This is a genomic window from Paraburkholderia jirisanensis (genome assembly GCF_054782355.1).
The window spans coordinates 270,460-292,217 of the sequence record NZ_BAAGSQ010000033.1 but is presented as its reverse complement, the minus strand read 5'-3'; the positions used below and the strand labels follow the sequence as shown (position 1 = coordinate 292,217).

At 64.6% G+C, this 21,758-nt stretch carries 17 protein-coding genes; 8 read left to right on the top strand and 9 right to left on the bottom strand.

The window, feature by feature from the left end; genetic code table 11:
- Nucleotides 1–63: 63 nt before the first annotated feature.
- Nucleotides 64–909: a M15 family metallopeptidase gene (locus ACYVNQ_RS33335; RefSeq protein ID WP_460909141.1), complete on the bottom strand. Its 846-nt coding sequence runs from the start codon at nucleotides 907–909 to the stop codon at nucleotides 64–66.
- Nucleotides 910–1,039: 130 nt separating this feature from the next.
- Between ACYVNQ_RS33335 and ACYVNQ_RS33330 the strand changes: the two genes are divergently transcribed.
- Nucleotides 1,040–2,086, top strand: a complete 1,047-nt coding sequence (locus ACYVNQ_RS33330) for a hypothetical protein (RefSeq protein WP_460909139.1) — start codon at nucleotides 1,040–1,042, stop codon at nucleotides 2,084–2,086.
- An 87-nt stretch (nucleotides 2,087–2,173) separates the two neighbouring features.
- Here the strand turns inward: ACYVNQ_RS33330 and ACYVNQ_RS33325 are convergent, their stop codons facing one another.
- Together ACYVNQ_RS33325 and ACYVNQ_RS33320 are read right to left on the bottom strand one after the other, a co-directional pair.
- On the bottom strand, nucleotides 2,174–2,758 hold the full coding sequence (locus ACYVNQ_RS33325) for a TetR/AcrR family transcriptional regulator (protein ID WP_460909136.1): 585 nt from the start codon (nucleotides 2,756–2,758) through the stop codon (nucleotides 2,174–2,176).
- Nucleotides 2,759–3,121: 363 nt separating this feature from the next.
- Complete coding sequence (locus ACYVNQ_RS33320; RefSeq protein ID WP_460909135.1) at nucleotides 3,122–4,126, bottom strand: aliphatic sulfonate ABC transporter substrate-binding protein; 1,005 nt, start codon at nucleotides 4,124–4,126, stop codon at nucleotides 3,122–3,124.
- Nucleotides 4,127–4,424: 298 nt separating this feature from the next.
- On the opposite strand from ACYVNQ_RS33320, the gene ACYVNQ_RS33315 reads away from it, so the two are divergent.
- Nucleotides 4,425–5,408, top strand: a complete 984-nt coding sequence (locus ACYVNQ_RS33315) for an ABC transporter substrate-binding protein (RefSeq protein ID WP_460909132.1) — start codon at nucleotides 4,425–4,427, stop codon at nucleotides 5,406–5,408.
- Between the two features lie 99 nt (nucleotides 5,409–5,507).
- Here the strand turns inward: ACYVNQ_RS33315 and ACYVNQ_RS33310 are convergent, their stop codons facing one another.
- The 3 genes from ACYVNQ_RS33310 to ACYVNQ_RS33300 form a co-directional block, all read right to left on the bottom strand.
- Nucleotides 5,508–7,124: a rhodanese homology domain-containing protein gene (locus ACYVNQ_RS33310; protein ID WP_460911189.1), complete on the bottom strand. Its 1,617-nt coding sequence runs from the start codon at nucleotides 7,122–7,124 to the stop codon at nucleotides 5,508–5,510.
- A 93-nt stretch (nucleotides 7,125–7,217) separates the two neighbouring features.
- Nucleotides 7,218–8,033 carry a class II aldolase/adducin family protein gene (locus tag ACYVNQ_RS33305; RefSeq protein ID WP_460909130.1) on the bottom strand — a complete coding sequence of 272 codons (816 nt, stop codon included), beginning with the start codon at nucleotides 8,031–8,033 and terminating at the stop codon, nucleotides 7,218–7,220.
- A gap of 113 nt (nucleotides 8,034–8,146) precedes the next feature.
- Nucleotides 8,147–9,226 carry an LLM class flavin-dependent oxidoreductase gene (locus tag ACYVNQ_RS33300; protein WP_460909127.1) on the bottom strand — a complete coding sequence of 360 codons (1,080 nt, stop codon included), beginning with the start codon at nucleotides 9,224–9,226 and terminating at the stop codon, nucleotides 8,147–8,149.
- A gap of 396 nt (nucleotides 9,227–9,622) precedes the next feature.
- On the opposite strand from ACYVNQ_RS33300, the gene ACYVNQ_RS33295 reads away from it, so the two are divergent.
- The 4 genes from ACYVNQ_RS33295 (at nucleotide 9,623) to ACYVNQ_RS33280 (ending at nucleotide 13,752) form a co-directional block, all read left to right on the top strand.
- On the top strand, nucleotides 9,623–10,552 hold the full coding sequence (locus ACYVNQ_RS33295; RefSeq protein ID WP_460909125.1) for a TauD/TfdA dioxygenase family protein: 930 nt from the start codon (nucleotides 9,623–9,625) through the stop codon (nucleotides 10,550–10,552).
- A gap of 110 nt (nucleotides 10,553–10,662) precedes the next feature.
- A complete protein-coding gene (locus ACYVNQ_RS33290) occupies nucleotides 10,663–11,718 on the top strand; it encodes an ABC transporter substrate-binding protein (RefSeq protein ID WP_460909123.1) in 1,056 nt (351 codons plus the stop codon).
- A 202-nt stretch (nucleotides 11,719–11,920) separates the two neighbouring features.
- The gene (locus ACYVNQ_RS33285; protein WP_460909121.1) at nucleotides 11,921–12,865 is read left to right on the top strand and encodes an ABC transporter ATP-binding protein; all 945 of its coding nucleotides are present in this window, start codon (nucleotides 11,921–11,923) and stop codon (nucleotides 12,863–12,865) included.
- Nucleotides 12,862–13,752: an ABC transporter permease gene (locus tag ACYVNQ_RS33280; protein WP_460909118.1), complete on the top strand. Its 891-nt coding sequence runs from the start codon at nucleotides 12,862–12,864 to the stop codon at nucleotides 13,750–13,752. The genes ACYVNQ_RS33285 and ACYVNQ_RS33280 overlap by 4 nt, the downstream gene beginning before the upstream one ends.
- A 177-nt stretch (nucleotides 13,753–13,929) precedes the next feature.
- On the opposite strand, the gene ACYVNQ_RS33275 is transcribed toward ACYVNQ_RS33280, so the two are convergent.
- The 3 genes from ACYVNQ_RS33275 to ACYVNQ_RS33265 all read right to left on the bottom strand — a co-directional run bounded on the left by ACYVNQ_RS33275 (nucleotide 13,930) and on the right by ACYVNQ_RS33265 (nucleotide 19,346).
- Nucleotides 13,930–15,030, bottom strand: a complete 1,101-nt coding sequence (locus ACYVNQ_RS33275) for a porin (RefSeq protein ID WP_460911187.1) — start codon at nucleotides 15,028–15,030, stop codon at nucleotides 13,930–13,932.
- A gap of 124 nt (nucleotides 15,031–15,154) precedes the next feature.
- Complete coding sequence (locus tag ACYVNQ_RS33270) at nucleotides 15,155–17,593, bottom strand: glucose/quinate/shikimate family membrane-bound PQQ-dependent dehydrogenase (RefSeq protein WP_460909116.1); 2,439 nt, start codon at nucleotides 17,591–17,593, stop codon at nucleotides 15,155–15,157.
- Between the two features lie 502 nt (nucleotides 17,594–18,095).
- Nucleotides 18,096–19,346, bottom strand: coding sequence for an MFS transporter (locus ACYVNQ_RS33265; RefSeq protein ID WP_460911185.1), 1,251 nt, complete (start codon nucleotides 19,344–19,346; stop codon nucleotides 18,096–18,098).
- A gap of 433 nt (nucleotides 19,347–19,779) precedes the next feature.
- Between ACYVNQ_RS33265 and ACYVNQ_RS33260 the strand changes: the two genes are divergently transcribed.
- Both ACYVNQ_RS33260 and kdgD read left to right on the top strand, forming a co-directional pair.
- A complete protein-coding gene (locus ACYVNQ_RS33260; RefSeq protein WP_460909114.1) occupies nucleotides 19,780–20,532 on the top strand; it encodes a FadR/GntR family transcriptional regulator in 753 nt (250 codons plus the stop codon).
- A gap of 205 nt (nucleotides 20,533–20,737) precedes the next feature.
- Nucleotides 20,738–21,652, top strand: coding sequence for a 5-dehydro-4-deoxyglucarate dehydratase (gene kdgD / locus ACYVNQ_RS33255; protein WP_460909112.1), 915 nt, complete (start codon nucleotides 20,738–20,740; stop codon nucleotides 21,650–21,652).
- The last annotated feature ends 106 nt before the right edge of the window (nucleotides 21,653–21,758 follow it).

Sequence of the window (21,758 nt, the reverse complement as noted above, 5' to 3'; positions counted from 1 at the left end):
GAATCAGCGGAGAGCCGCTATTCGCGCGTTGTAGCGCTTTTGCAAGGTGGGATTTAACATTTTTTATCGCGAGCGGCCGAGCACGAAGCCGGGCTTGTGATATTCGACGTGTCCGAGGTCCATCAATTTCCAGCGTCCTCCCCATGTCAGACCGACCTGTTCTGCAACTTGCCCGTATAGCTGATAGCCACGCATCGCCCACGGATCTTTTTCGGTAATGACGAGCTTGCCGTCACGCAAAAATGCATTGTCCGCCGCCAGCCCGTATTGATGATAGCTTTGGAATGCCGCTGCATTTGTGACATTGCCCCCGAGTTGCGCGAGCCGGTTTTGCCGTTCCGGGCTTCGATAACCTTCCAGTAATGCCATGTCATAGCCGTACTGCTCGTGCATGATCTTGTAGACCAGCAACAGGCGCGTGCGGAAATCCGCGTCCAGCAGGTTCCAGTCGCGGCTCGCGTCGCGCAGCGCCGGCCGCACCTGCTCGACTTCCTGCGTGGTGAAGGCCTCCGGCGGTAACGGCGGAGGCGGCACCAGCTGTTCGCCATTGAGCAACTGCGCGATTTTTTCGTCTGGCACGCGCGCGGTGTCATCAAACTGGAATAACAATCTGCCACGTAATGCAATTGCCGCTAATGGCGGCGTCGCAAGAATACCTGCGGATATAAGAATCAGCAAGCGGCGGCGCGCCAGTAAATTTTGCAGATCGCTAATTGCCGATTGGGAGATTTTTGCCGAATACGCCAATTGATTGCGGGTCTTTAGCGCATGCCGCGATGCGCGATGCATCAACCGGCTATGCAGACCGGCTAATCCGCCCACTATCGCGACGCGCACCGGCGGCAATAGCGCAACCGCCGCGATCAGCACGGCGAGGGCGAAATAGGCTATAAGTGCGGCAACGAACACGGAACGACCCCCGGCGAATTAGAACTAATTGTTTTTTGTAATGCTTGAACTTAGAATCAGGCCTGGCTGAAGAAGAACGAATTTAGCGCAATTCCTTTGCAAATACTAACCAGACTTTAAGAGACAGTGAATGAGTGCGCCTGAATCGAACTCTAAAGGCCGGCCCAGTCTGCTCTCCGAGCCGACCGCCAACCCGCAGCCGGACGATTCACGCATTCTTGCCAACCTGGAAGGGCGGGTCGCGCCGCCGCCACAACAGCGCAAGCGCTCGCGTGTGATGCCGGCGGTGGTCGCCGTGCTGGTCATTGCGCTAGGCGGGTGGGGTGCGTGGCTCGTGACGCAACGCAGCACGCCGGATGGCGCCGCGAAGATGGCAGCGGTGTCGGAGAATGCGGTGCGCAAGAGCGAAGGCGCGGTGGTGGCGTCGGATGCGCTTGCATCGACGTCCGCGGCCGCGGTTGCTGCGTCGGGCAGTACATTGAGCAGTACGTCATCGGATGGCGCGTCGGCCGCCACAGTCGTTGCGGCGGGCGCGTCGGGCGCCTCGGCCGGTACCGCGGCAACCATCGTTGCGGAAGACGATGCGGCGAAGGCCGCACAATCTGCCCAACCCGCGCAGCCCGCCAGCGACGATGCGAGCCGTCTGTCGCGCGCGTTGTCCGAGGGCACGGAGCCGGCTGGCAAGGCGGCCTCTGCGGCGGTGAGCGGATCGAAGCCCGACAGCGAACAGAAGTCCGAAGCAACCGCGGGCACGAAGCATGGCGCGCACGCGCAGAAGCTCGCGAACGTGAGCCGCGACCGGCATCAGGCTGCGTCGAACGAGCGGCACGCCAAGGACAAGTCCAAGGTGGCGCACGCGGAAAGCAAGAAGAACAGCACGGCCAAACGCGAAACGAAACCGGAAGATTCCGACGCCGATCTGCTGGCCGCGCTGGTGGCCCGCACCAAACCGGCTGACCCGAAGGCGATCACGGCAGTGGCGGCGTCCGGGCCGTCGGCCGCTGCGCCTACGAAGAAAGTCAGCACCAATGCGTCGGGCTCGCTTGCCGAGCGCATCAACGAGTGCAGCCAGCATGGCTTCTTCGAGGAGCAGCTGTGTCGCTGGCGCGCGTGCGATGGGCACTGGGGCAAGGACCCGCATTGCCCGGCTACGTCGGCTCAGGCCAAGCAGCCTTGAGGTGACAGGAGGGGCCGCGCGGCCCGGGACGGCTCGCGGCTCACAGCGTGACGGAGATCGGCTGCGCGTGAGCCGTTCGCGCCTGCGCTATTTCTTGCCCTTCAGCAACGCATCGATCAACGCCGCCGTGGTCAGCTTCAGCGACTTTCGGTCGCCATACACCCGTTCCATCACGCCGATGCCGCGCGTAGTCGTGACGATCAACCGCACCGCCTGTGCGGGCGGCATCGTCAGCTGGGCGCGGCGCTCTTTCGTGTCGAGTACGGTCATCAGCAGCTCGCTGAGCGTGTCGAGCATCGCCTTCAACGCTTGCGCAATGCGCGGCGACGCGCCGTCGAGATCGAACGCGGTACGCGTCGACAGGCAGCCGCGCGCCGGCGTGCCGGCGGTGATCGTGCGAATCGATACGTCGAAAAATGAAGTCAGTGCGGCGCGTAGATCGGGCTTGCCGAGGGCTTTCTGCGCTTCGGCGAGAAAACGGCCCGTATAACGCTGGAACGCGTGGATGAACACCTGCTCCTTGTCGCCGTAAGCGTTGTAAAGCGAGCCGCGCTGAATGCCGGTGGCGTCAGCCAGGTCGAGCATCGTGGTGCCGTGCAGACCTTTGGTCCAGAACACTTCCAGTGCCTTGCTGAAAGCGTCTTCTTCGTCGAATTCGCGCAAACGCGCCATGGTTGGTTGGGTTCCGTGAAAGCGGGCCGATCGGATGTCAGCTTTATCTATCTTGACAGTATTGTCGTGAATCCTGGTCTTCTCGCGGAGTGAGGCCGGCGCGGTGGACGCTCGCAGCCCGCTTTCCGCCGACATATTTTGACGTAAGAGCCCGATGCAGCCAACTAGCCAGAATGGATAAGTTCGCGCGCAGTAACAGCAGTTCCAGGAACTGTCTGTCCAGCCGATGCATTCAGCGGATGCATTCGGCGGATAAGGGGCGGCAATGCTCAACGATGTTTGAGTTTTCCTGTGTTGAGGCAGCCAGCGCGGCGGGCAAGGCCCGCGCGCTTCAACGGTGCAACGTCGCGCGCGAAACGGGCGTCAGGCGCCGATGGTCCTTGCCTGCTTCGCGGCGAAATCCCAGCGCAACGATTCGCCGGTTGCGACCGCCGCGGGCAGCAGGCCGTTGCGATAGAACGCATCGGCGATCTTCTGCTGCTCGGTGAAATTCTGCGGGTCCACTGCGCGCACCACGTAGCTGCGCCGTGCATTGGCACGCTCGATGGTCGCCGCGTCGAGACCCCAGACGGGTGCGAGCTGGGCAGCCGCTTCGTGCGGATGCGCGCGCAGCCACGTGCCGCTTTGTTGCAGCTGATCGAACACGATCTGCACGATCTGCGGGTGCGCATCGGCGAATTCGCGCGCGGCAAGGTAATAGCGCTGATAGGACGCGAGGCCGTTGCCGTCGGCGAGAATCCGCACGTCGTCGTGACGGTCGACGGATGCGACATACGGGTCCCATGTGATCCACGCATCGACGCTGCCGCGCTCGAATGCAGCGCGGCCGTCGGCGGGCGTCAGGTAACTGGTTTTCACATCGGCGGCCTTGAGGCCGGCATGCGCGAGCGCGGCGAGCAGCAAATAGTGGCTGCCCGCTGCCTTCGTGACGGCAATGCGCCTGTCTTTCAGATCGGCCAGCGTGTGCAGCGTGCTGTCCTTCTTAACGATGATCGCCTGCGCGCCGGGCGATGGCGCTTCCTGTGCGACATAGACGAAACGTGCGTGCGCGGCTTGCGCAAAGATCGGCACGGTATCCGCGACGTCTGCGCTGAAATCGACTGCGCCGACGTTCAGCGCTTCGGTGAGCGGCAGGCCGCTGGCGAACTCGTGCCACGATACGCGCGCATGCTGCGCGGCCAGCGCGTTTTCGAGTGCGCCACTGGTTTTGAGCAGCGTGATGAGCGTCGACGACTTCTGGTAGCCGATGCGCAGTGCGACGGGTTCGGTGCTTGCCGCTGCGGTTTGTGCCAGCAGGCGCGTGCTGGCGCCGGCCAGCAGCGAAGCCGAGGTGAGGCGAAGAAAAGTGCGCCGTGAGACGTGCGCCATAGCGTGGGTATCCTTGTCGTGAAGCAAAGCGGTAGAGCAAAACGGTAAAGCAAAGCGGGCTGCGACAGCAGTGAATCGTCCATCGTAGCAACGGCCGCGCGGCATGCGAAACACTGGATTCAGCTAACCATTGCAACGCAGCTGCTAAACACGAGCGCCGCAATTGCAACGCAGCGCCGGGCATGTGTAAAGCCATGCAATAGATAGACACGCAACGCGGATAAACATATCGGAATCGAATGATTCCCAGCGCGAGCCTTCGTCGCTACGCTTCGCTGCATATCGACAGCGAGGGGCTATGAGCGCTTCCACTTCCACATCATTGCGCGTGCGGCGGCGCTTGCTTGCCGCGCTACCGGCCACGGTCGCACTAGGCATCGCAGGCCTCGCGCGAGCAGCCGCTCCTGATGCAACGACCACGCTGGTACTCGGCGACCAGGCCGGCGGCACGCGGGCGCTGGCCAATGCGGCCAAAGTGCTGGACGGCACGCCGTACGCGTACCGCTGGGCCAATTTCCAGGGCGCGGCGCCGCTCTTCGAAGCACAGCGCGCCGGGGCCGTCGATCTCGCGCCGGCCGGCGATCTGCCGGTGCTCGCCGCAGCGGCCGGCGATCCGCAACTGAAGATCGTCGCGACGCGCGTCGGCTCGGCTGCGCAACTGGGCATTCTGGTGGCGCCGAATTCGGCGCTGCGCACGGTGGCTGATCTGAAAGGACGCACCGTCTACGTGTCGTCGGCGCGCGGCAGCATTTCGCAGTTTCAGCTATACGGTGCGCTTGCCGAGGCCGGACTCACGCGTGACGACGTTGCGGTGCGTTTCATCTTGCCGGTGGATGGCTTCGCGGCGTTCGCTTCAGGTTCGATCGAAGCGTGGGCGACCTTCGACCCTTACTACGGCATCGCGGCGCAGCGCGGCGCGCGCGTTTTGCGCGATGGCAAAGGCATCAACAGCGGGCTCGGTTTCATCACGGCGTCGGGCGCGTCGCTGACGGACGCGCGCAAACGCGTCGCGATTGCGGATGTGCTGAAAAGGCTGCAGCGCGCAGGCGACTGGGCGCTGGCGAACCCCGATGCCTATGCGCAGATCTACGCGACGCTGACACGCGTGCCGCTCGATGCAGCGCGGCAGATCACGCAGCGCTCGGCGCTCAGGCAACGCTTCGTGTTGGACGCAGACATCGAAGCGCTGCAGAAGGTGGCGGATCGCGCGTTTCGCGAGCAGATTCTGCCGGTGCGTATCGACGTGCGGGCGATTACCGATACGCGCATCGGGCGCGCGTAGGTGCAGCGAGGTGTGCGGCTGGTCGCGGCGCTTAGCCCGTGCGGCCAGCGTGCAATCGCAGCGAAGACCGAAGGCGGGGCACTCGGCGTCACATCGCGTTCAGATCACAAAGAATCCGTGCGTGCCATCGCGTTCCAGCTGCGCAACGAGACCGTATTCCCATTCCAGATACGCGTGCATCGCTTCACGCGGCGCATCGGTGCCTTCATAAGGGCGCCGGTAGCGATCGATACGCGGCGACGCGAGGCGCGCATCGCCGCTTTCGGTCGGCAAGCCTGCGCGTATCCATGCCTGCGTGCCGCCGTCGAGCACCTGCACCGGCTTGCCGGTCAGCTCGGCGAGATCGGCCGCGGCAAACGGCGCAAGCACATTGGTGCCGCACGTAACGACGTAACGCTGCGCATCCGGCAGCTCGCGCACATCGGCGAAGGCCGCGTGAATCCGCGCGCGCACCAGCCAGTACGCGCCGGGGATATGCGCTTTCACGTGATTCGCGCTCGACGTCACGTCGATCAGCACGGTGCCGCGCGCTGGGTCGTCGAGCAGCGCGGCCAGTTGTGCGGGCGTCACGCGGTCGACTGACGGCGGCTCTGCACGAATGCCTGGCGCGACGCCATGCGCGTCGAGTGCGGCGGGCTGCGCGCCGTCTACCACGTACACGTCGTGGTTCATCTGTGCGAGCCAGGACGCGGTCATGTTGGCGCGCACGCCGTCGTCGTCGAACAGCACGATGCGCGCGCCACGCACCGGCGCGAACATGTCGGTTTCCTGCACCAGCTGGCCACCGGGCGCGGACTGAAAACCCTGCGCGTGCGCAGCTTCATATTCGGCCGGCGTGCGGACGTCGAAGCGATAGGTGGTGCGCGCAGCATCGTCTGCCCAGTGCGCGGCAGCCTCCAGCGTGGTGCGTTGCACGCCGGCACGCTCGGCGAGCGCGCGTGCGGCATGCTGCGACGCTGCGAGCGGCGTGGCTTCGCGCCCGGCCTGTGCGTCGAAGCGCCGCGCGCTGCCATGTTCGAGCGCCTGTCCCGCGAGCGTCCAGCCGATCGTGCCATTGCGCAGCGCCGCGACCGGATTCGGCAAGCCCGCATTCACCAGCGACTGCGCGCCGATGATGCTGCGCGTACGGCCCGCGCAATTGACGATCACGCGCGTCTTCGGATCCGGCGCCAGCGCGCGGGCGCGCAGCACCAGTTCCGCGCCCGGCACGCTGATGCTGCCGGGGATGTTCATCGTCTGGTATTCGTCGAAGCGGCGCGCATCGAGTACCACCACATCGCCACCGTCCTTCAGCAGCGCGTCGACGGTTTCGGCCGACAGCGACGGCGTATGACGCTGCGCTTCGACCAGTTCGCCGAACGCCTTGCTCGGCACGTTGACGTCGCGAAACACTTCGCCGCCGGCGCGGATCCAGCCGTCGAGGCCGCCATCGAGCAACGCCACCTGCGTATAACCGAGCGCTTCGAGCCGCGCCGCCGCGCGTGCCGCGAGACCTTCGCCGGCGTCGAGCAGCACGATCGGCACGTCGCGGCGCGGCAGCCGCGTGTACGCGTCGAGTTCGATCCGCGACAGCGCGAGATTGGCGGCAAACAGCGGATGCGCGTGCGCATGCGGGTCCTCTTCGCGTACGTCGAGCAACGCGATTTCGCGCTTCGCAAGCAGGGTTTCGCGCACGTCTTCGTAGCTGCGCAGCGGGTAGGACTTCGTCGTCAAGATTGCATTTCCTTGCTGGGATCCCGAAGTTTTCGGGAGGCTGTCGTTCGGGTAGCGAGAGTTGAACGGCTGGTTCGTGCAGTGGGGTCGGTCCTGTCAGTCGAGCAGGTCCGGCTCGGCTTCGACGAGCCCTTCATACAGGCTCTCGAACGCATGTTGCGCACTGCCCGGGCGGCCCACCTGCTGGTGCGTGAGCGCCGCGACATCGTGTGGAATCGGCTGCGGTGTACCGGCCGCCTGCGCGAGCAGTTGCGCGTGGCACGCGTTGTCGAATGCGATGTACCACCATGCGGCGGTTTCGACCGAAGGGCCGACTGTCAGGATGCCGTGGTTCTTCAGGATCAGCGCCTTGCGCGCACCGAGCGCATCGGCGAGTCGCGCGCCTTCGGTGGTATCGAGCACGACGCCGCGGAAGTCGTCGAACAGCGCGTGGTCTTCGTAGAACGAGCATGCGTCCTGGGTCAGCGGATCGAGCGTGCGGCCAAGCGTGGACCACGCCTTTCCGTACAGCGAATGCGTATGCGCGGCAGCTACCACGTCGGGCCGCGCTTCATGCAAGGCGGCGTGAATCGCGAATGCGGCCTGATTCAGCGGGCCTTCGCCCACCACGATTTCGCCGTGGTGGTTCACCAGCAGCAGATCCGACACACGCATGCGGCTGAAATGCCGGCCCAGCGGATTGACCCAGAAGTGGTCGGTCCACTCCGGATCGCGCGCGGTGATGTGGCCGGCGAGACCTTGCGCGAAGCCGTAGCGTGCGAACAGGCGGAACGCGGCGGCCAGCCGCTGCCTGCGATGCAGGCGTTCGTGCTCGAGTGTGCGTGGCGCGGCCTGCTGGTCGTCGAACCAGAATTTGCGCAGCGGCTCGGCGCGACGGGTGAAGGTGGAGCGAGTAGGGAGGACAGTGCTCATGGTGTCGTTCGGTCAAGTCGGACAGAGATGTCAAGCATCGGTTGGTCGGCGCAGCGCCTGTGCGTCAAGAGGCGCTGCACTGCTTCGCGCGAACTCATGCGGCTCGCATCACCTCACGCCGCGTGCTGCGCTCGCGCAGTCAGCTCACGCGTGACGGGAATCAGTTCGCGACCGTAATCGACGGCATCTTCGAGCGGATCGAAGCCGCGGATCAGAAACGTCGTCACACCTAAAGCGTAGTACTCCGCGAGCGTTTGTGCGACCTGCGACGGTGTACCGACCAGTGCGGTCGAATTCGAGCGGCCGCCGATTTCCCTGGCGACCGCGGTCCACAACCGTTCGTCGGCGCGCACGCCATCGCCGGCCGCGGCGAGCAGGCGCCGCGCGCCTTCGCTTTGTTGCGGGCCACCGCCGCGCAATGAATTTTGCCGGACGCGCAGCCGGCGCGTTTCTTCAAGAATATGCTCGGCGCGTTCCCATGCGGCCGCCTCGGTTGCCGCGAGGATCGGCCGGAACGATACGGAGAAGCGCACCGTGCGGCCGTGCTTCGCGGCTTCGGCGCGCACCCGCGTGATCTGTTCGTGCACCTGCTGCTGCGATTCGCCCCACAGCGCATACACGTCCGCGTGTTTGCCGGCCACCGCGAGCGCCGGTGCGGAAGCGCCGCCGAAATAGATCGGCAGGTGCGGCGACTGCTTCGGCTTCACTTCCGAGAACGCCTGCTCGAAGCGGTAGAAGCGGCCTTCATGATCGAAAGGCTTATCTTCGGTCCACACGCGGCGCAGGATCTGCAGATATTCGTCGGTGCGTGCGTAGCGTTCGTCGTGGCTGGCAAAATCGCCGTCGCGCCGCTGGTCTTCGTCGCTGCCGCCGGAAATGAAATGCACCGCGAGGCGGCCGCCGGAGAAATGATCGAGGGTGGCGAGCTGCCGTGCCGCGAGCGTCGGCGCGACGAACCCCGGCCGATGCGCGAGCATGAAGTGCACCCGCGAGGTGACGCTGGCCGCATAGGCGACCGTGATCGTCGCATCGGGCGTGGTCGAACTGTGCGGCACCAGAATCCGGTCGAAGCCGGCGTTTTCATGGGCCTGAGCAAAGCTGCGCACGTAGTCGGTATCGATGGCCGGGCCTTGCGGCGGATGCGTTTCCGAAACCTTGCGCTGCTGGATCATGCCGATGAATTCGACGCTCATGGGGGCTCCTTGCTGATCGTTCGATGGCCGGCCTGAGCAGTCCGGGCGCGCAGGTTGGCGCAGGTCAGACAGTGCTGCAGGCGGCGAGGCGGGGAATCGATTCAGCCTATCATTGCGCCGTGCGCGGCCTAACCAGCAAATTCAGATATCGATATCGAAGGCGCGCTTGAACGTTTTTGCGCCAGCGCGATAAGACAATGCGCCGGCCATTCAAGCGTGGCGCGAGCACGGCGAGTGTGTCCATGCCGCTTGCAATTCAGCCGCAGTCCCCCACCTCGGCTTCATGCCACCTGTGTGGCTCTTATGACCCCAGCGGATATACGTATGTCTTTTGCGTCGTTGACCACGTAGCCGCCAGGACGTAGATTCAGCCCTTTCTTCGAAGCGGAGTTTTACGTGAGCACGACCGCCACTGCCGCGTCCGCGGCGCACCCGGCTAGCCAGCACAACGCACAGGCAGCCGCAGGCTTTCAGCAGGATTTCGAAATTCGCGCGTTCGACGCGCCGCTGGGTGCCGAAGTGATCGGTCTGGACCTGTCGCAGCCGCTTCGCGACGACGATTTCGCGCGCATCCATCGCGCGCATCTGGACCATCACGTATTGGTATTTCGCGACCAGCGCATCACGCCGGCCGAACAGATCGCGTTTAGCCGCCGCTTCGGCCCGCTGCAACAGCACGTGCTGCATCAGTTCGCGCTGCCGGACTATCCGGAAATGCTGATCGTGTCGAACATCCTCGAAAACGGCAAGCCGATCGGTCTGGGCGATGCCGGCCACTTCTGGCATTCGGACCTGTCGTACAAGGAAAAACCGAGCCTGGGCTCGCTGCTGCACGCGCAGGAACTGCCGGCCGAAGGCGGCGACACGCTGTTCGCCAATATGCACGCCGCGCACGATGCACTGCCCGCGCATCTGGCCAAGGCAATCGAAGGGCGGCGCGCCGAGCACACCTATCTGGCGCGCTACGCGGAACTGCAGGCACGCAGCCCGTGGCGTCCGAACCTGACGGCCGAGCAGATCGCACAGGTCAAGCCGGTCGAGCATCCGGTCGTGCGTACGCATCCGGAAACGGGCCGCAAGGCGCTGTTCGTCAGCGAGCATTTCACCACGCGCATCGTCGGCCTGCCGGAAGACGAAAGCCGCGCGCTGCTCGAGGAGCTGTTCGCGTTCAGCGTGCAGCCGGAGTTTCTGTACCGCCATGAATGGCGCGACCACGACATGGTGTTCTGGGACAACCGCTCGCTGATGCATCTGGCCGCCGGCACGCCCGACCATCTGCGCCGCAAGCTGTATCGCACCACCATCGAAGGCGATCTGCCGTTCTGAACGTGGCGCTGCGCGCTGCATAGGCACTGCGTGGCGCGGTGCATTCGTACCGCGCCATCTGTCTACCTCTGTTCACCTCTCCACCTGTTCCAATCCCAACGGGGAATCCGATGATCCATTCATTTCGTGCGGCATGGCCGCGCGCGGCGCAACACGTCCGTCGGGCCGCGCTTGCCGCGTTGAGTATCGCAGTCGGTGCGGTCGCACTGGGTGGCGCACAACCGGCACGCGCCGAAGGGCAGATCCGTGTCGCCGAGCAGTTCGGCGTGGTGTATCTGCTGCTCAACGTCGCGCGCGACCAGCATCTGATCGAACTGGAAGGTCGCCGCGAAGGGCTCGATATCAAGGTGGACTGGGTCAAGCTGTCGGGTGGCTCCGCGGTCAACGACGCGTTGTTGTCGGGTTCGATCGACATCGCCGGCGCCGGCGTCGGCCCGCTGTTGACGGTCTGGGATCGCACGCACGGGCATCAGAACGTGAAGGGCGTCGCGTCGCTCGGCAATCTGCCGTACTACCTCGTCAGCGACAATCCGAATGTGAAGACCATCGCCGATTTCACCGCGAAAGACCGCATTGCGATGCCGGCGGTCGGCGTGTCGGTGCAGTCGCGCATCCTGCAATATGCGGCGGCTAAACAGTGGGGCGACAAGTCGTTCGACAAGCTCGACAGCTTGAGCCAGGCGATACCGCATCCCGATGCGACCGCCGCGATTATCGCCAATAGCAGCCTGATCACCGCGCACTTCGGCAATCCGCCGTTCCAGCAGCAGGAACTGGCGGGCAATCCGCATGCGCATATCGTGCTGAACTCGTACGACGTGCTCGGCGGGCCGAGCTCGGCGACCGTGCTGTACGCCACGGAAAAATTCCGCAACGACAATCCGAAGACGTATCACGCGTTCGTCACGGCGCTCGCGCAAGCGGCGAAGCTCGTCAGTACCAATCCGCAGCTGGCGGCCGACATTTACATCCGTGTCAATGATTCGAAGATCGACCGCACGCTGCTGCTGAAAATCCTGCAGGACCCGCAGGTGCAGTTCAAGACCGCGCCGCAAAATACCCTCGCGCTTGCGCAGTTCATGCATCGGGTCGGCGCGATCCGCAATGCGCCGGCCTCGTGGCGCGACTACTTCTTCGAGGATCCCGCCACCGCCGGCGGCAGTTGAAGCGGGCCGAAATCACACCTGTAGCGGCGGCGCCCGCATCCGGCACGCGCCCATTTCACGCACCTGCGCGCACCTGACGAGGCGCTGCTAAAGCAGCGCAAATCGCGCTTATGCATCGGCGTGTTTTCATTATGCCGATTCATTAGTTGGGGATCGATGCACGTGCCCGTATGGTGTCGTTTTCTCTGCAGGATTATCGAACGTGACCGTCAGCACTCCCCACACCTGGAGCGAGCCGGATACGCTGCGCGGCGCGAGCCCCGCGGCGCCGGCGCAGGGCGCGCAACGTGTGCAGCTCGCGCATCCGGTGCGCGCGTCGACATCGGGCCCGCTAAACAACGTCGCGGACGCCACGCAACAGACCAGCGAGCGCCTGCTTGCAGTCGATCGCGTGAGCCTCGAATACCGCAGCAAGGATCGCGTGGTGCGCGCGACGCATCAGGTCAGCTTCGACGTGTATGGCGCAGACCGCTTCGTGCTGCTCGGCCCGTCCGGTTGCGGCAAGTCGACCTTGCTGAAAGCGGTGGCCGGCTTTATCGAACCGGTCGGCGGCTCGATTGCGCTGGATGGCGAGCCGGTGCGCGGGCCGGGCCCGGACCGGGTGGTCGTGTTTCAGGAGTTCGACCAGTTGCCGCCGTGGAAGACGGTGGTCGAGAACGTCGCGTTTCCATTGCGCGTTGCCAACCGTCTGCCGCGCGCCGAGGCGCGCGAGCGTGCACTGCACTATCTGGACAAGGTGGGCCTCGCCGCATTCGCCGATGCATACCCGCACACGCTGTCGGGTGGCATGAAGCAGCGCGTCGCGATTGCGCGGGCGCTGGCGATGCAGCCGCGCGTGCTGCTGATGGACGAACCGTTCGCCGCGCTCGACGCGCTGACGCGCCGCAAGATGCAGGAGGAACTGCTGCAGTTGTGGGAGGAAGTGAAATTCACGCTGCTGTTCGTCACGCATTCGATCGAAGAGGCGTTGATCGTCGGCAATCGCATCTTGCTGCTGTCGCCGCATCCAGGCCGCGTGCGCGCTGAGTTGAACAGCCACCAGTATTCGCAGCACAGCATCGGCAGCAGCGATTTTCAGCAGAGCGTCGCACGGATTCACCGGCTGTTGTTCGAGACGAATCCTGAAGCAACGGAGGCCGGCCGATGAGCACGCCGAACCCGATCTCGCTGCCGGTGCCGCCGGTACGCGCGGAATACGAAGTGCCGCTTACGGCACCCGATGTCGAGTATGAAGAGGGTAAGCGCCTTTCCACTGCAAGGCGCGTGCTGCAGGCCGGATGGTTTTATCGCGCGCTGATTGCGCTGGTGTTGATTGCGGTGTGGGAAATCACGGCGCGCGTGGTCAACAACGATCTGCTGTTGCCTACCTTTGGCGCGACGCTGGAAGCCTTCGTGCAAGGCGTACTGTCCGGCGAGCTGTTGACCAAGACGGCTATCTCGATGTCCGTGCTGCTGCGCGGTTACGCGCTCGGTGTGCTGCTCGCGTTCGCGTTGACGTCGCTCGCGGTGTCGACGCGGCCGGGGCGCGAACTGCTGTCGATGCTAACCGCGATGTTCAATCCGTTGCCGTCGATCGCGCTATTGCCGCTCGCGTTGCTGTGGTTTGGCCTCGGCACCGGCAGCCTGTTGTTCGTGCTCGTGCATGCGGTGTTGTGGCCGCTCGCGCTCAGCATGTACACCGGTTTTCTCGGCGTGCCGGCCACGCTGAAAATGGCGGGCCGCAACTATGGCCTGAGCGGGTTGCGGCATGTGCTGCTGATTCTAGTGCCGGCCGCGCTGCCGTCGATCGTCGCGGGCTTGCGGGTGGGCTGGGCATTTGCGTGGCGCACGCTGATCGCGGCGGAACTGGTGTTCGGTGCGAGCGCAGGGCAAGGCGGCCTTGGCTGGTACATCTTCCAGAACCGTAACGAGCTCTATACCGATCGCGTGTTCGCCGGCCTTGCGGCAGTGATCATCATCGGGTTGATCGTCGAGCATCTGGTGTTCGACACGCTCGAACGTCTGACCGTGCGACGCTGGGGCGTGCAGCACTGAAGCCTGCTTGAAAAAAATGCCCCGACATCCGGCGATGTCGAGGCAAATCCCATGTCCAAGGACTGACACAGAGGAGACGAATTCATTGTATGAGCCGTGTTTGCCGCGGCAAACCAATGCATTCGTATAAGGTTATCTGTGCGTTTTCAGGCCGCGTAAGCGCGTGGCCGCCCGCCATCAGAAGTTGTGCATCATGCCGATATACGCGCCGGTCTGCGATTCGCCGGCCAGCGGGCTGGTATTCGGTTGCGCATCGCGCGGTGTTGCGAATACCGAGAACGTCGCGGTCTTGCTGTTGCGCACGTACGCGACGGTGCCGTACAAAAATGTGCGCTTGCTGAAGTTGTAGGTCGTGCCGAGCGCGTAAAGCGTCGCATGGCCGCCGGGGTCGTGCGACGCGTCGCCGGCACCGTCGTTCACGTGCACGTAGAACGCCGAACCCGTCACCGCCCATTGCGCGTTCGCCTGCCACGTCGCGCCGAGCCAGTAGTGATCGGCGCTGTCGGCCAGACCCGTGGGCGTATCCGGCGCCGCATAGTGGGTGTACGCCCCCTGAATCTTCACCTGCCCGAGCGTTACGTTGGTGCCGAGAAAATACTCGCGCGAACTGGTGAAGATGTTGGCCATGCGGCCGTTCACGTCGCGCAGTTCGTCGTAGATGCCACGCAGTTCGACCACGGCTGAAGTCCACGTCAGCATCACGCCGTCCGAGCGTCCGAACTCGCCGGGCGCGCCGCGGTTGAAGCCATTCGACGTATTGCCGAACGCGAATTGCCCCTGCACGTCGAAACCCCAAAACACCGGGCTGTGATACTCGATGTTGTTGCTGCTCTGCTGCCAGTTGCGGCCGCGCACCAGCGAAGCCGACGACACCGCCTGCTGCACGAACGGGTCGTAGGCCCACACGCCATCGCTATCGATGAACAGATTGCGGCCGGCCTGGATTTGCCCATACGTGTTGTCTTTCAGGCCGACGTACGCGCGCCGCGACCATAATCGGCCGCCGCCGGTGGTGCCGTTCATGATCTGGATCGCCGTCTCCAGATCGAACAGCGCGGAAAGGCCGCCGCCCAGATCCTCGATGCCGCGAAAGCCGAGCATGCTGGTGCCCCAGTCGCCGCCTTCCGCGCTCCAGCGTGACTGGTTGGCGCCGTTCGGCGTCGCGATGTGATTCAGATATTCGATGCCGCCGTCGACCCGCCCGTAGATCGCCACGCTGGTCTGCGCATGGAGTGGGGCGCTCGCCATCAGCGTGATCGACAGCGCGAGCGACGGCAGCGTGGCGCCGCGTAGCAGGCTGGCGCGTGTGCACCGGGGCCCGCGCGGCGCCGGCGGCGCGTGGCGCGTCAACAGTGTTGAGCGCGTTGATCGCGTCGAGCGCCGTAGTCGTGCAGCAGGGCCGCTACTTTGGGTTGGGCAGGGCGTATGCAATGACGTAGTCTCCTGGTTTTGTGCCGAACGAGCCGTGTCCTCCGGCTGCGATGACGACATATTGTTTGCCGTTTTCTTCGTAAGTCATCGGCGTGGCCTGGCCGCCGGCCGGCAGTCGCGCATGCCACAACTCGTTGCCGTTATCGGTGTCGTACGCACGCAGATAGTTGTCCGCGGTGGCCGCAATGAACGACACGTGGCCCGCCGTGGTGATCGGGCCGCCGAGCATCGGCATGCCCATGCGAAACGGCAGCGGTACCGGTGCACTGTCGCGCACGGTGCCGATGCGTTTTTTCCAGACCACCTGATTGGTCGTGAGATCGATCGCCGCCATGTAGCCCCATGCGGGTTCCTTGCACGGCAAGCCGAGCGGCGACAGAAACGGGTTTAGCGTGACGCCGAACGGCACGCCGTATTGCGGCTGCACGCCTGTTTCGGTGCCGCTTCCGCCGGCGCCGGCCGCGGGCGGTTGCAGCGGATTGTGCGGCCCGCGCGGAATCAGTTTCGACACGAACGGCAGCGCGATCGGATTCGCAATCGCGATGCGCCGCGTGCCGTCGATCGCAATGCCGCCCCATTCGAACATGCCGAGATTGCCCGGAAACACCAGCGTGCCTTGCTCGGACGGCGGCGTGAACGGACCGTCGTAACGCAGACGATGGAACATCACGCGACACACCATCTGGTCGAACATCGTCGCGCCCCACATGTCGGTGTCCGACAGCAACTTCGCGGGCCGCAGCGTCAGTTGCGAGAACGGCTGCGTCGGCGACAGCCGGTCGCCCGGCGCCGCCCCTTGCGGCACCGGTTGCTCGGGCGCCGGCACCAGCGGCGCGCCGGTGCGCCGGTCCAGCACGAAGATGTTGCCGGTCTTGGCCGGCGCATAGATGGCCGGCACCACGTTGCCTTGCGCGTCGGTCAGATCGGCGAGGCTCGGTTGCGCGGGCAGGTCCATGTCCCACAGATCGTGATGCACGGTCTGATAGAACCACGCGAGCTTGCCGGTGGACGCATTGAGCGCCAGCAGGCCGCTTGCATAGCGCTCTTCCAGGGGCGTGCGATTGCCGCCCCAGATGTCGGGCGTACTGACGCCCATCGGCAGATAGACGAGATCGAGTTTGGCATCGTAGGCAGCCGGAGCCCACGAGTTCGGCGAGTTCTGCGAGTAACTGTGCTGATCGTCAGGGATTGCGTTGGGCGCTGCGGCGCCTGGGTCGAAAGCCCACAGCAGCTTGCCGGTGTCGACGTCGAAGCCGCGGATCACGCCCGACGGTTCAGTGGTCGACAGGTTATCGGTAACAGAGCCGGCGATCACGATGACCTTGTCGGTCACGACCGGCGGTGAAGTGGGCTCGTACTCGCCGGACGTCTTCACCGGTTGCAGTTGCTGCAGATCGAGATTGCCGTTGTTGCCGAAGCCGGCGCAGCGTTGCCCGGTTGCCGCATCGAGCGCGTACAGATGGCCGTCGTTGACCGGCAGCAGCACGCGGCGCGCACAGGCGGGCAGTGCTGCCTGCGCCTGCGCGGTGGTGGCCGCGCGCGCCGCGGCGCTGGCGTGGTACGACACGCCGCGGCACGTCACGTGCTGGAAGCTTGGGTCGGTTTTCAGGCCCGGGTCGAAGCGCCACTTCTCGGTGCCGGTCGCGGCATCGAGCGCGTACAGGATCTGATGCGGTGAACACAGGTAGAGCATGTCGCCGATCTTGATCGGCGTGACTTCGTCGGTGATCTCGACCGGGTCGCCCGCACGCTTGTGATCGCCGGTGCGGAAGGTCCATGCGGGTTGCAGATTCTTCGCGTTGGCTGAGGTGATCTGCGCGAGCGGCGAGTAGCGCGTGCCGTCTTGCGTGCGGCCGTAGGCGGGCCAGTCGGCGGCGTCGGTAGGGGCAGTCGTTGCTGTATTCGTCGTTGTTGTATCGGCAGAGACTGCGTTGGCCTCCGTGTTGGCTTGTGCGTTGGCCGTTGCGAGCGTGCCGTTCACTTCCTGCGGATCGTTGAACGCCGCATAGGCGAGCACGATGCCGCTTGCGATCAGACAGGCGGCAAGCGCGAATGCGCCGGCTTTGGCGGGTGCGCCGAACTGCCGGTACATAAACGGCAGCAACAGCCAGATGCCGAAGATCACCAGCACGTCGAGGCGCGGCGCGAGCGCCCAGAAGTCGGTGCCTGCCTCGATCACGGCCCACACCAGCGTGCCGGCCAGCAGCAGCGCAAACAGCGCGAGCGTCCAGCCGCTGCGCCGATGCGTTAGAAAGGCAACTGCAAGAAACACGAGGCCGGCGATCACGTAGTACGGTGGGCCGCCGAGCGAACTCAGCCAGATGCCGCCTGCTAGCAGATACACGCCGGCAAGCGCGGCAAACAGGACGGTAAGCCAGCGCGTGATGCGCATCAGCGAGGGGTTCGGCATGGCAACGAGTCTCCGGGGTTGGGCCTCGCGCCGATCGCGTTATGCGCGCCGGTTGGGGGCTGCGAGGCTTGGGCTCCGTTGAGTAGCACGGCACGTGCCCTGTGCGGAAATGGGCTCAACACTGAATCTTACGAAAGGATCGGAGTGTTGTGTTGATAAGGTGTGTGGCACAGCAGCAGAGGGGGTGCGCGATGCAGAGGTGAACGGTCGTGTCCGGGTTTTTGACACGCGAGACCAAAATGCGGGGACGCGGGTACGAGGTATACCCGCGCTATCTGAACTGGAGATAGCGGAGTCGGGAAGAGAGATGCATCGCGCAGTGCGTCGCCGCACGGCAACGCTGACCGTGCAGATAGCGTGGGTGTGGATTGTCCGATTAACGCGCTGTGTTACGCGTTTTAGCTCGCGTGGCTGTCATGTGCTTTACCGCATGATTACGCCACGCGATTCCGATACGCGATCCAGACATCGCGATGGCGATCACACCAACACAGCGCGTGATTCAACCGGCCGAATGCGGCTTGCGATTCACATTCGTTCCGGGCGCTTGCGACACGGGCGCGCTGCGGCACAGGAAGGTCGCGCCGGCGGCGATCACCGAAATCACGCCGAGCCCATACAGCCCGCCGGTAATCGAGCCGGTATGTTCCTGCAGATAGCCGAACGCGGCCGGCGCAAAAAAACCGCCGAGATTGCCGAGCGAATTGATCAGTGCGATCACGCCCGCGGCGATGCGTGCATCGAGATAGTCCTGCGGAATCGGCCAGAACAGCGACGCTGCTGCCTTGAAGCCCAGCGCGGAAAAACAGATGCCGACGAACGCGAACACCGGGCCGCCGCGGGTCGATGCGAACAATCCGGCCGCTGCGACGATCAGCGCCGTCGCGAGCCATGCCTGCTGGTTGCGCCAGCGCGCCGACAGCAACGCAAAGCCATACATGCCGGCGATCGCGAGCAGCCACGGAATCGCATTCAGCAAGCCAACCTGAAAGTCGCTCAGGCCACCCATCTTGCGGATGATGGTCGGCAGCCAGAAGGTTGCGGCGTAGATCGTCAGCTGGATTGCAAAGTACAGCAGACAAAACAGCATCAGTTGCCAGTCGCGCAACAGCGTGCCGGCCGACAGCTTGCCGCCGCGCACCGCTTCGCGCTCGCGCTGTTCGGCGGCGATCGCCTGTTCGAGTGCGGCCGCTTCGTCGCGCGTGAGCCAGCCGGCATCGGCGGGGCGCGACTTCAGCGTGAACCACGCGAGCGCGCACAGCGCGACCGAGAACAGGCCTTCGATCAGAAACATCCATTGCCAGCCTGCGAGCCCGAAGCCGCGCACCGACAGCAACGAACCCGTGATCGGCCCCGACAGCACCGAAGCGAACGCAGAGCCCGCGAGAAACACCGCGACCGCTTCGCCGCGATGACGCGCCGGAAACCACTGCGTGAAGTAGTACACCACGCCCGGGAAAAAGCCCGCTTCCGCGATGCCGAGCAGAAAGCGCAGCACATAGAACGACGTGGTGCCGTGAATGAACGCCATCGCGGCCGCGACCAGCCCCCACGTGAACATGATCCGCGTGAGCCATGCGCGCGCGCCGAACTTCTGCATCAACAGGTTCGACGGCACTTCGAACAGCGCATAGCCGACGAAGAACAGGCCGCTGCCGAGACCGAAGGCTGCCGCGCCGATACCGAGATCGGCTTTCAGATGCGTGCTGACGAAGCCGAGGTTCACGCGGTCGATGTAGTTCGCGATGAACATCACCAGCAGTAGCGGGAACAGGTGTCGTTTGGCCTTGCTGACCGCGCGGCTCAATGTATCAGGCGGGGCAGCTTGGGTGGGATAGGTGGATGACACTGCGCATCTCCGGAAGGGAAGGCAACGCCGGGAATGCGAGGATCCATCGCCGTGCGATGGAGCCCGGCTTGCGGGCAGTCGCCGGTTATATGTTGTCGTACATCAGTGTGCGGACTTCGTGCAGACCGTCCAATCAGGGCATACCCTGAGCGCCCCGACGTCGCGGCGCTTGCCGCGTCCGCATCGCCCGCGCGCGAGCGGTTCTCACGCATCCGTGCAGCGCGGCCGCTGGCCGGCCGGCATCGGGCTACCACGCAGACCACGCGAAGTCATCGTACAAGGGCTCATCCGCCACTATAATGAGGGCTCCACAACCGTTCGCCGTCAGGCCTTCGCAATGTCCCAAACTCCTGAGTCGCGTCCGCTGCGCCGGTCCCGCAACCTGACGGAAGAGGTCGTCGCCGAACTGTCCGAGCGCATCCGCAGCGGCTCGTTGCAGCCCGGCGACAAGATGCCGACCGAGTCCGAGATCATGGGCCAGCTCGGCGTCAGCCGTACCGTGGTGCGTGAATCGATCTCGCGGCTGCAGGCCGCGCGTCTGGTGCAGACGCGCCACGGCATCGGCACCTTCGTGCTCGAGCCGCAGCCGCAGGAGAGTTTTCTCGGCGCCGAGAGCGAACTGACGGTGCGCGACGTGATGGCGATTCTCGAGCTGCGCATCAGTCTCGAAGCGGAGGCCGCCGGGCTGGCCGCGCTGCGCCGCACCGAGCAGAACCTGCAGCAGATGCGCCGCGCGCTCGACGAATTCCAGCAGCACCTGACCGAGCACACCGGCAATGCGGTATCGGCCGACGTTGCGTTCCATCTCGAACTGGCGAAGGCGACCGGCAACCGCTATTTCCACAGCATCCTGAGCCAGCTCGGCAACACCATCATTCCGCGCACGCGCGTCAATTCGGCCGCGCTGGCGCACAACGACCCGGAAACCTATCTCGATCGCGTCAACCGCGAACACGAGGACATCTACGACGCGATCGCGCGGCGCGACCCGGAAGCGGCCCGCGCGGCGATGCGCATGCATCTGTCGAACAGCCGCGAGCGGCTGCGGCGCGCGCAGGAAGCGGCGGGCAAGACGGCGCAGACGGTTTAGGCGCTGCGGCGTGCACAGTCGGCAAACGGGGCTTACGCCCCGTTTTTTATTGCTCCGACGGATGCCGCCAGGGCCATCCCGCACTTGCGACGCCCAAACGTACGTTGTACGATGACATATAACAGGATCAGGACAGGTTCTCACCGGCGCCTCGTCCTGTCTCTTTGCTCACTCATCGAGGCGCATCGCGCCGCCAGGACCCACCATGACCGCTCCGCAAGAACTCAAACAGATCGTCTCGGAAGGCCTGCTGTCGTTCCCCGTCACCGATTTCGACCAGCAGGGCAACTTCAACGCCAAAACCTATGCCGAACGGCTCGAATGGCTCGCGCCGTATGGTGCCACCGCGCTGTTCGCCGCCGGCGGCACCGGCGAATTCTTTTCGCTGACGCCCACCGAATACACCGACGTAGTGCGCACCGCAGTCGAGACCTGCGCCGGCAAGGTACCGATTCTCGCCGGCGCGGGCGGCCCGACCCGCACCGCGATCGCCTATGCGAAAGAAGCGCAGCGCCTGGGCGCCAAGGGCGTGCTGCTGATGCCGCACTACCTGACCGAAGCGAGCCAGGACGGCATCGCGCTGCACGTCGAGCAGGTGTGCAAGGCGGTCGATATCGGCGTGATCGTCTACAACCGCGCCAATTCGAAGCTGGGCGCCGACGTACTGCAGCGTCTCGCGGATCGCTGCCCGAACCTGATCGGCTTCAAGGACGGCGTTGGCGATATCGAAGCGATGGTGCAGGTGCGCCGCAAGCTCGGCGACCGTTTCTCGTATCTCGGCGGCCTGCCGACCGCGGAAGTCTATGCCGCGGCCTACAAGGCGCTGGGCGTGCCGGTCTATTCGTCGGCGGTGTTCAACTTCATTCCGAAGACCGCGATGCAGTTCTATCGCGCGGTAGCCGCCGACGATCACGCGACGATCGGCACGCTGCTCGACGAATTCTTCCTGCCGTACCTCGAGATTCGCAATCGCCGCGCGGGTTACGCGGTGAGCATCGTGAAGGCGGGCGCGAAGCTGGTGGGCCGCGACGCCGGCCCGGTGCGCGCACCGCTGACCGATCTGAACGGCGAAGAACTCGAGATGCTCGATACGCTGATCAGGAAACTGGGCGCGCAATAATTTGCACGCAGCGTAAGCAGCACAAGCGTACAAGCGTACAAGCGCACGCCAGGTGCAAGCCGCAGCGCTATCAGCGCTGCAGCCATCCCTCCACGCGGCGGCTGTT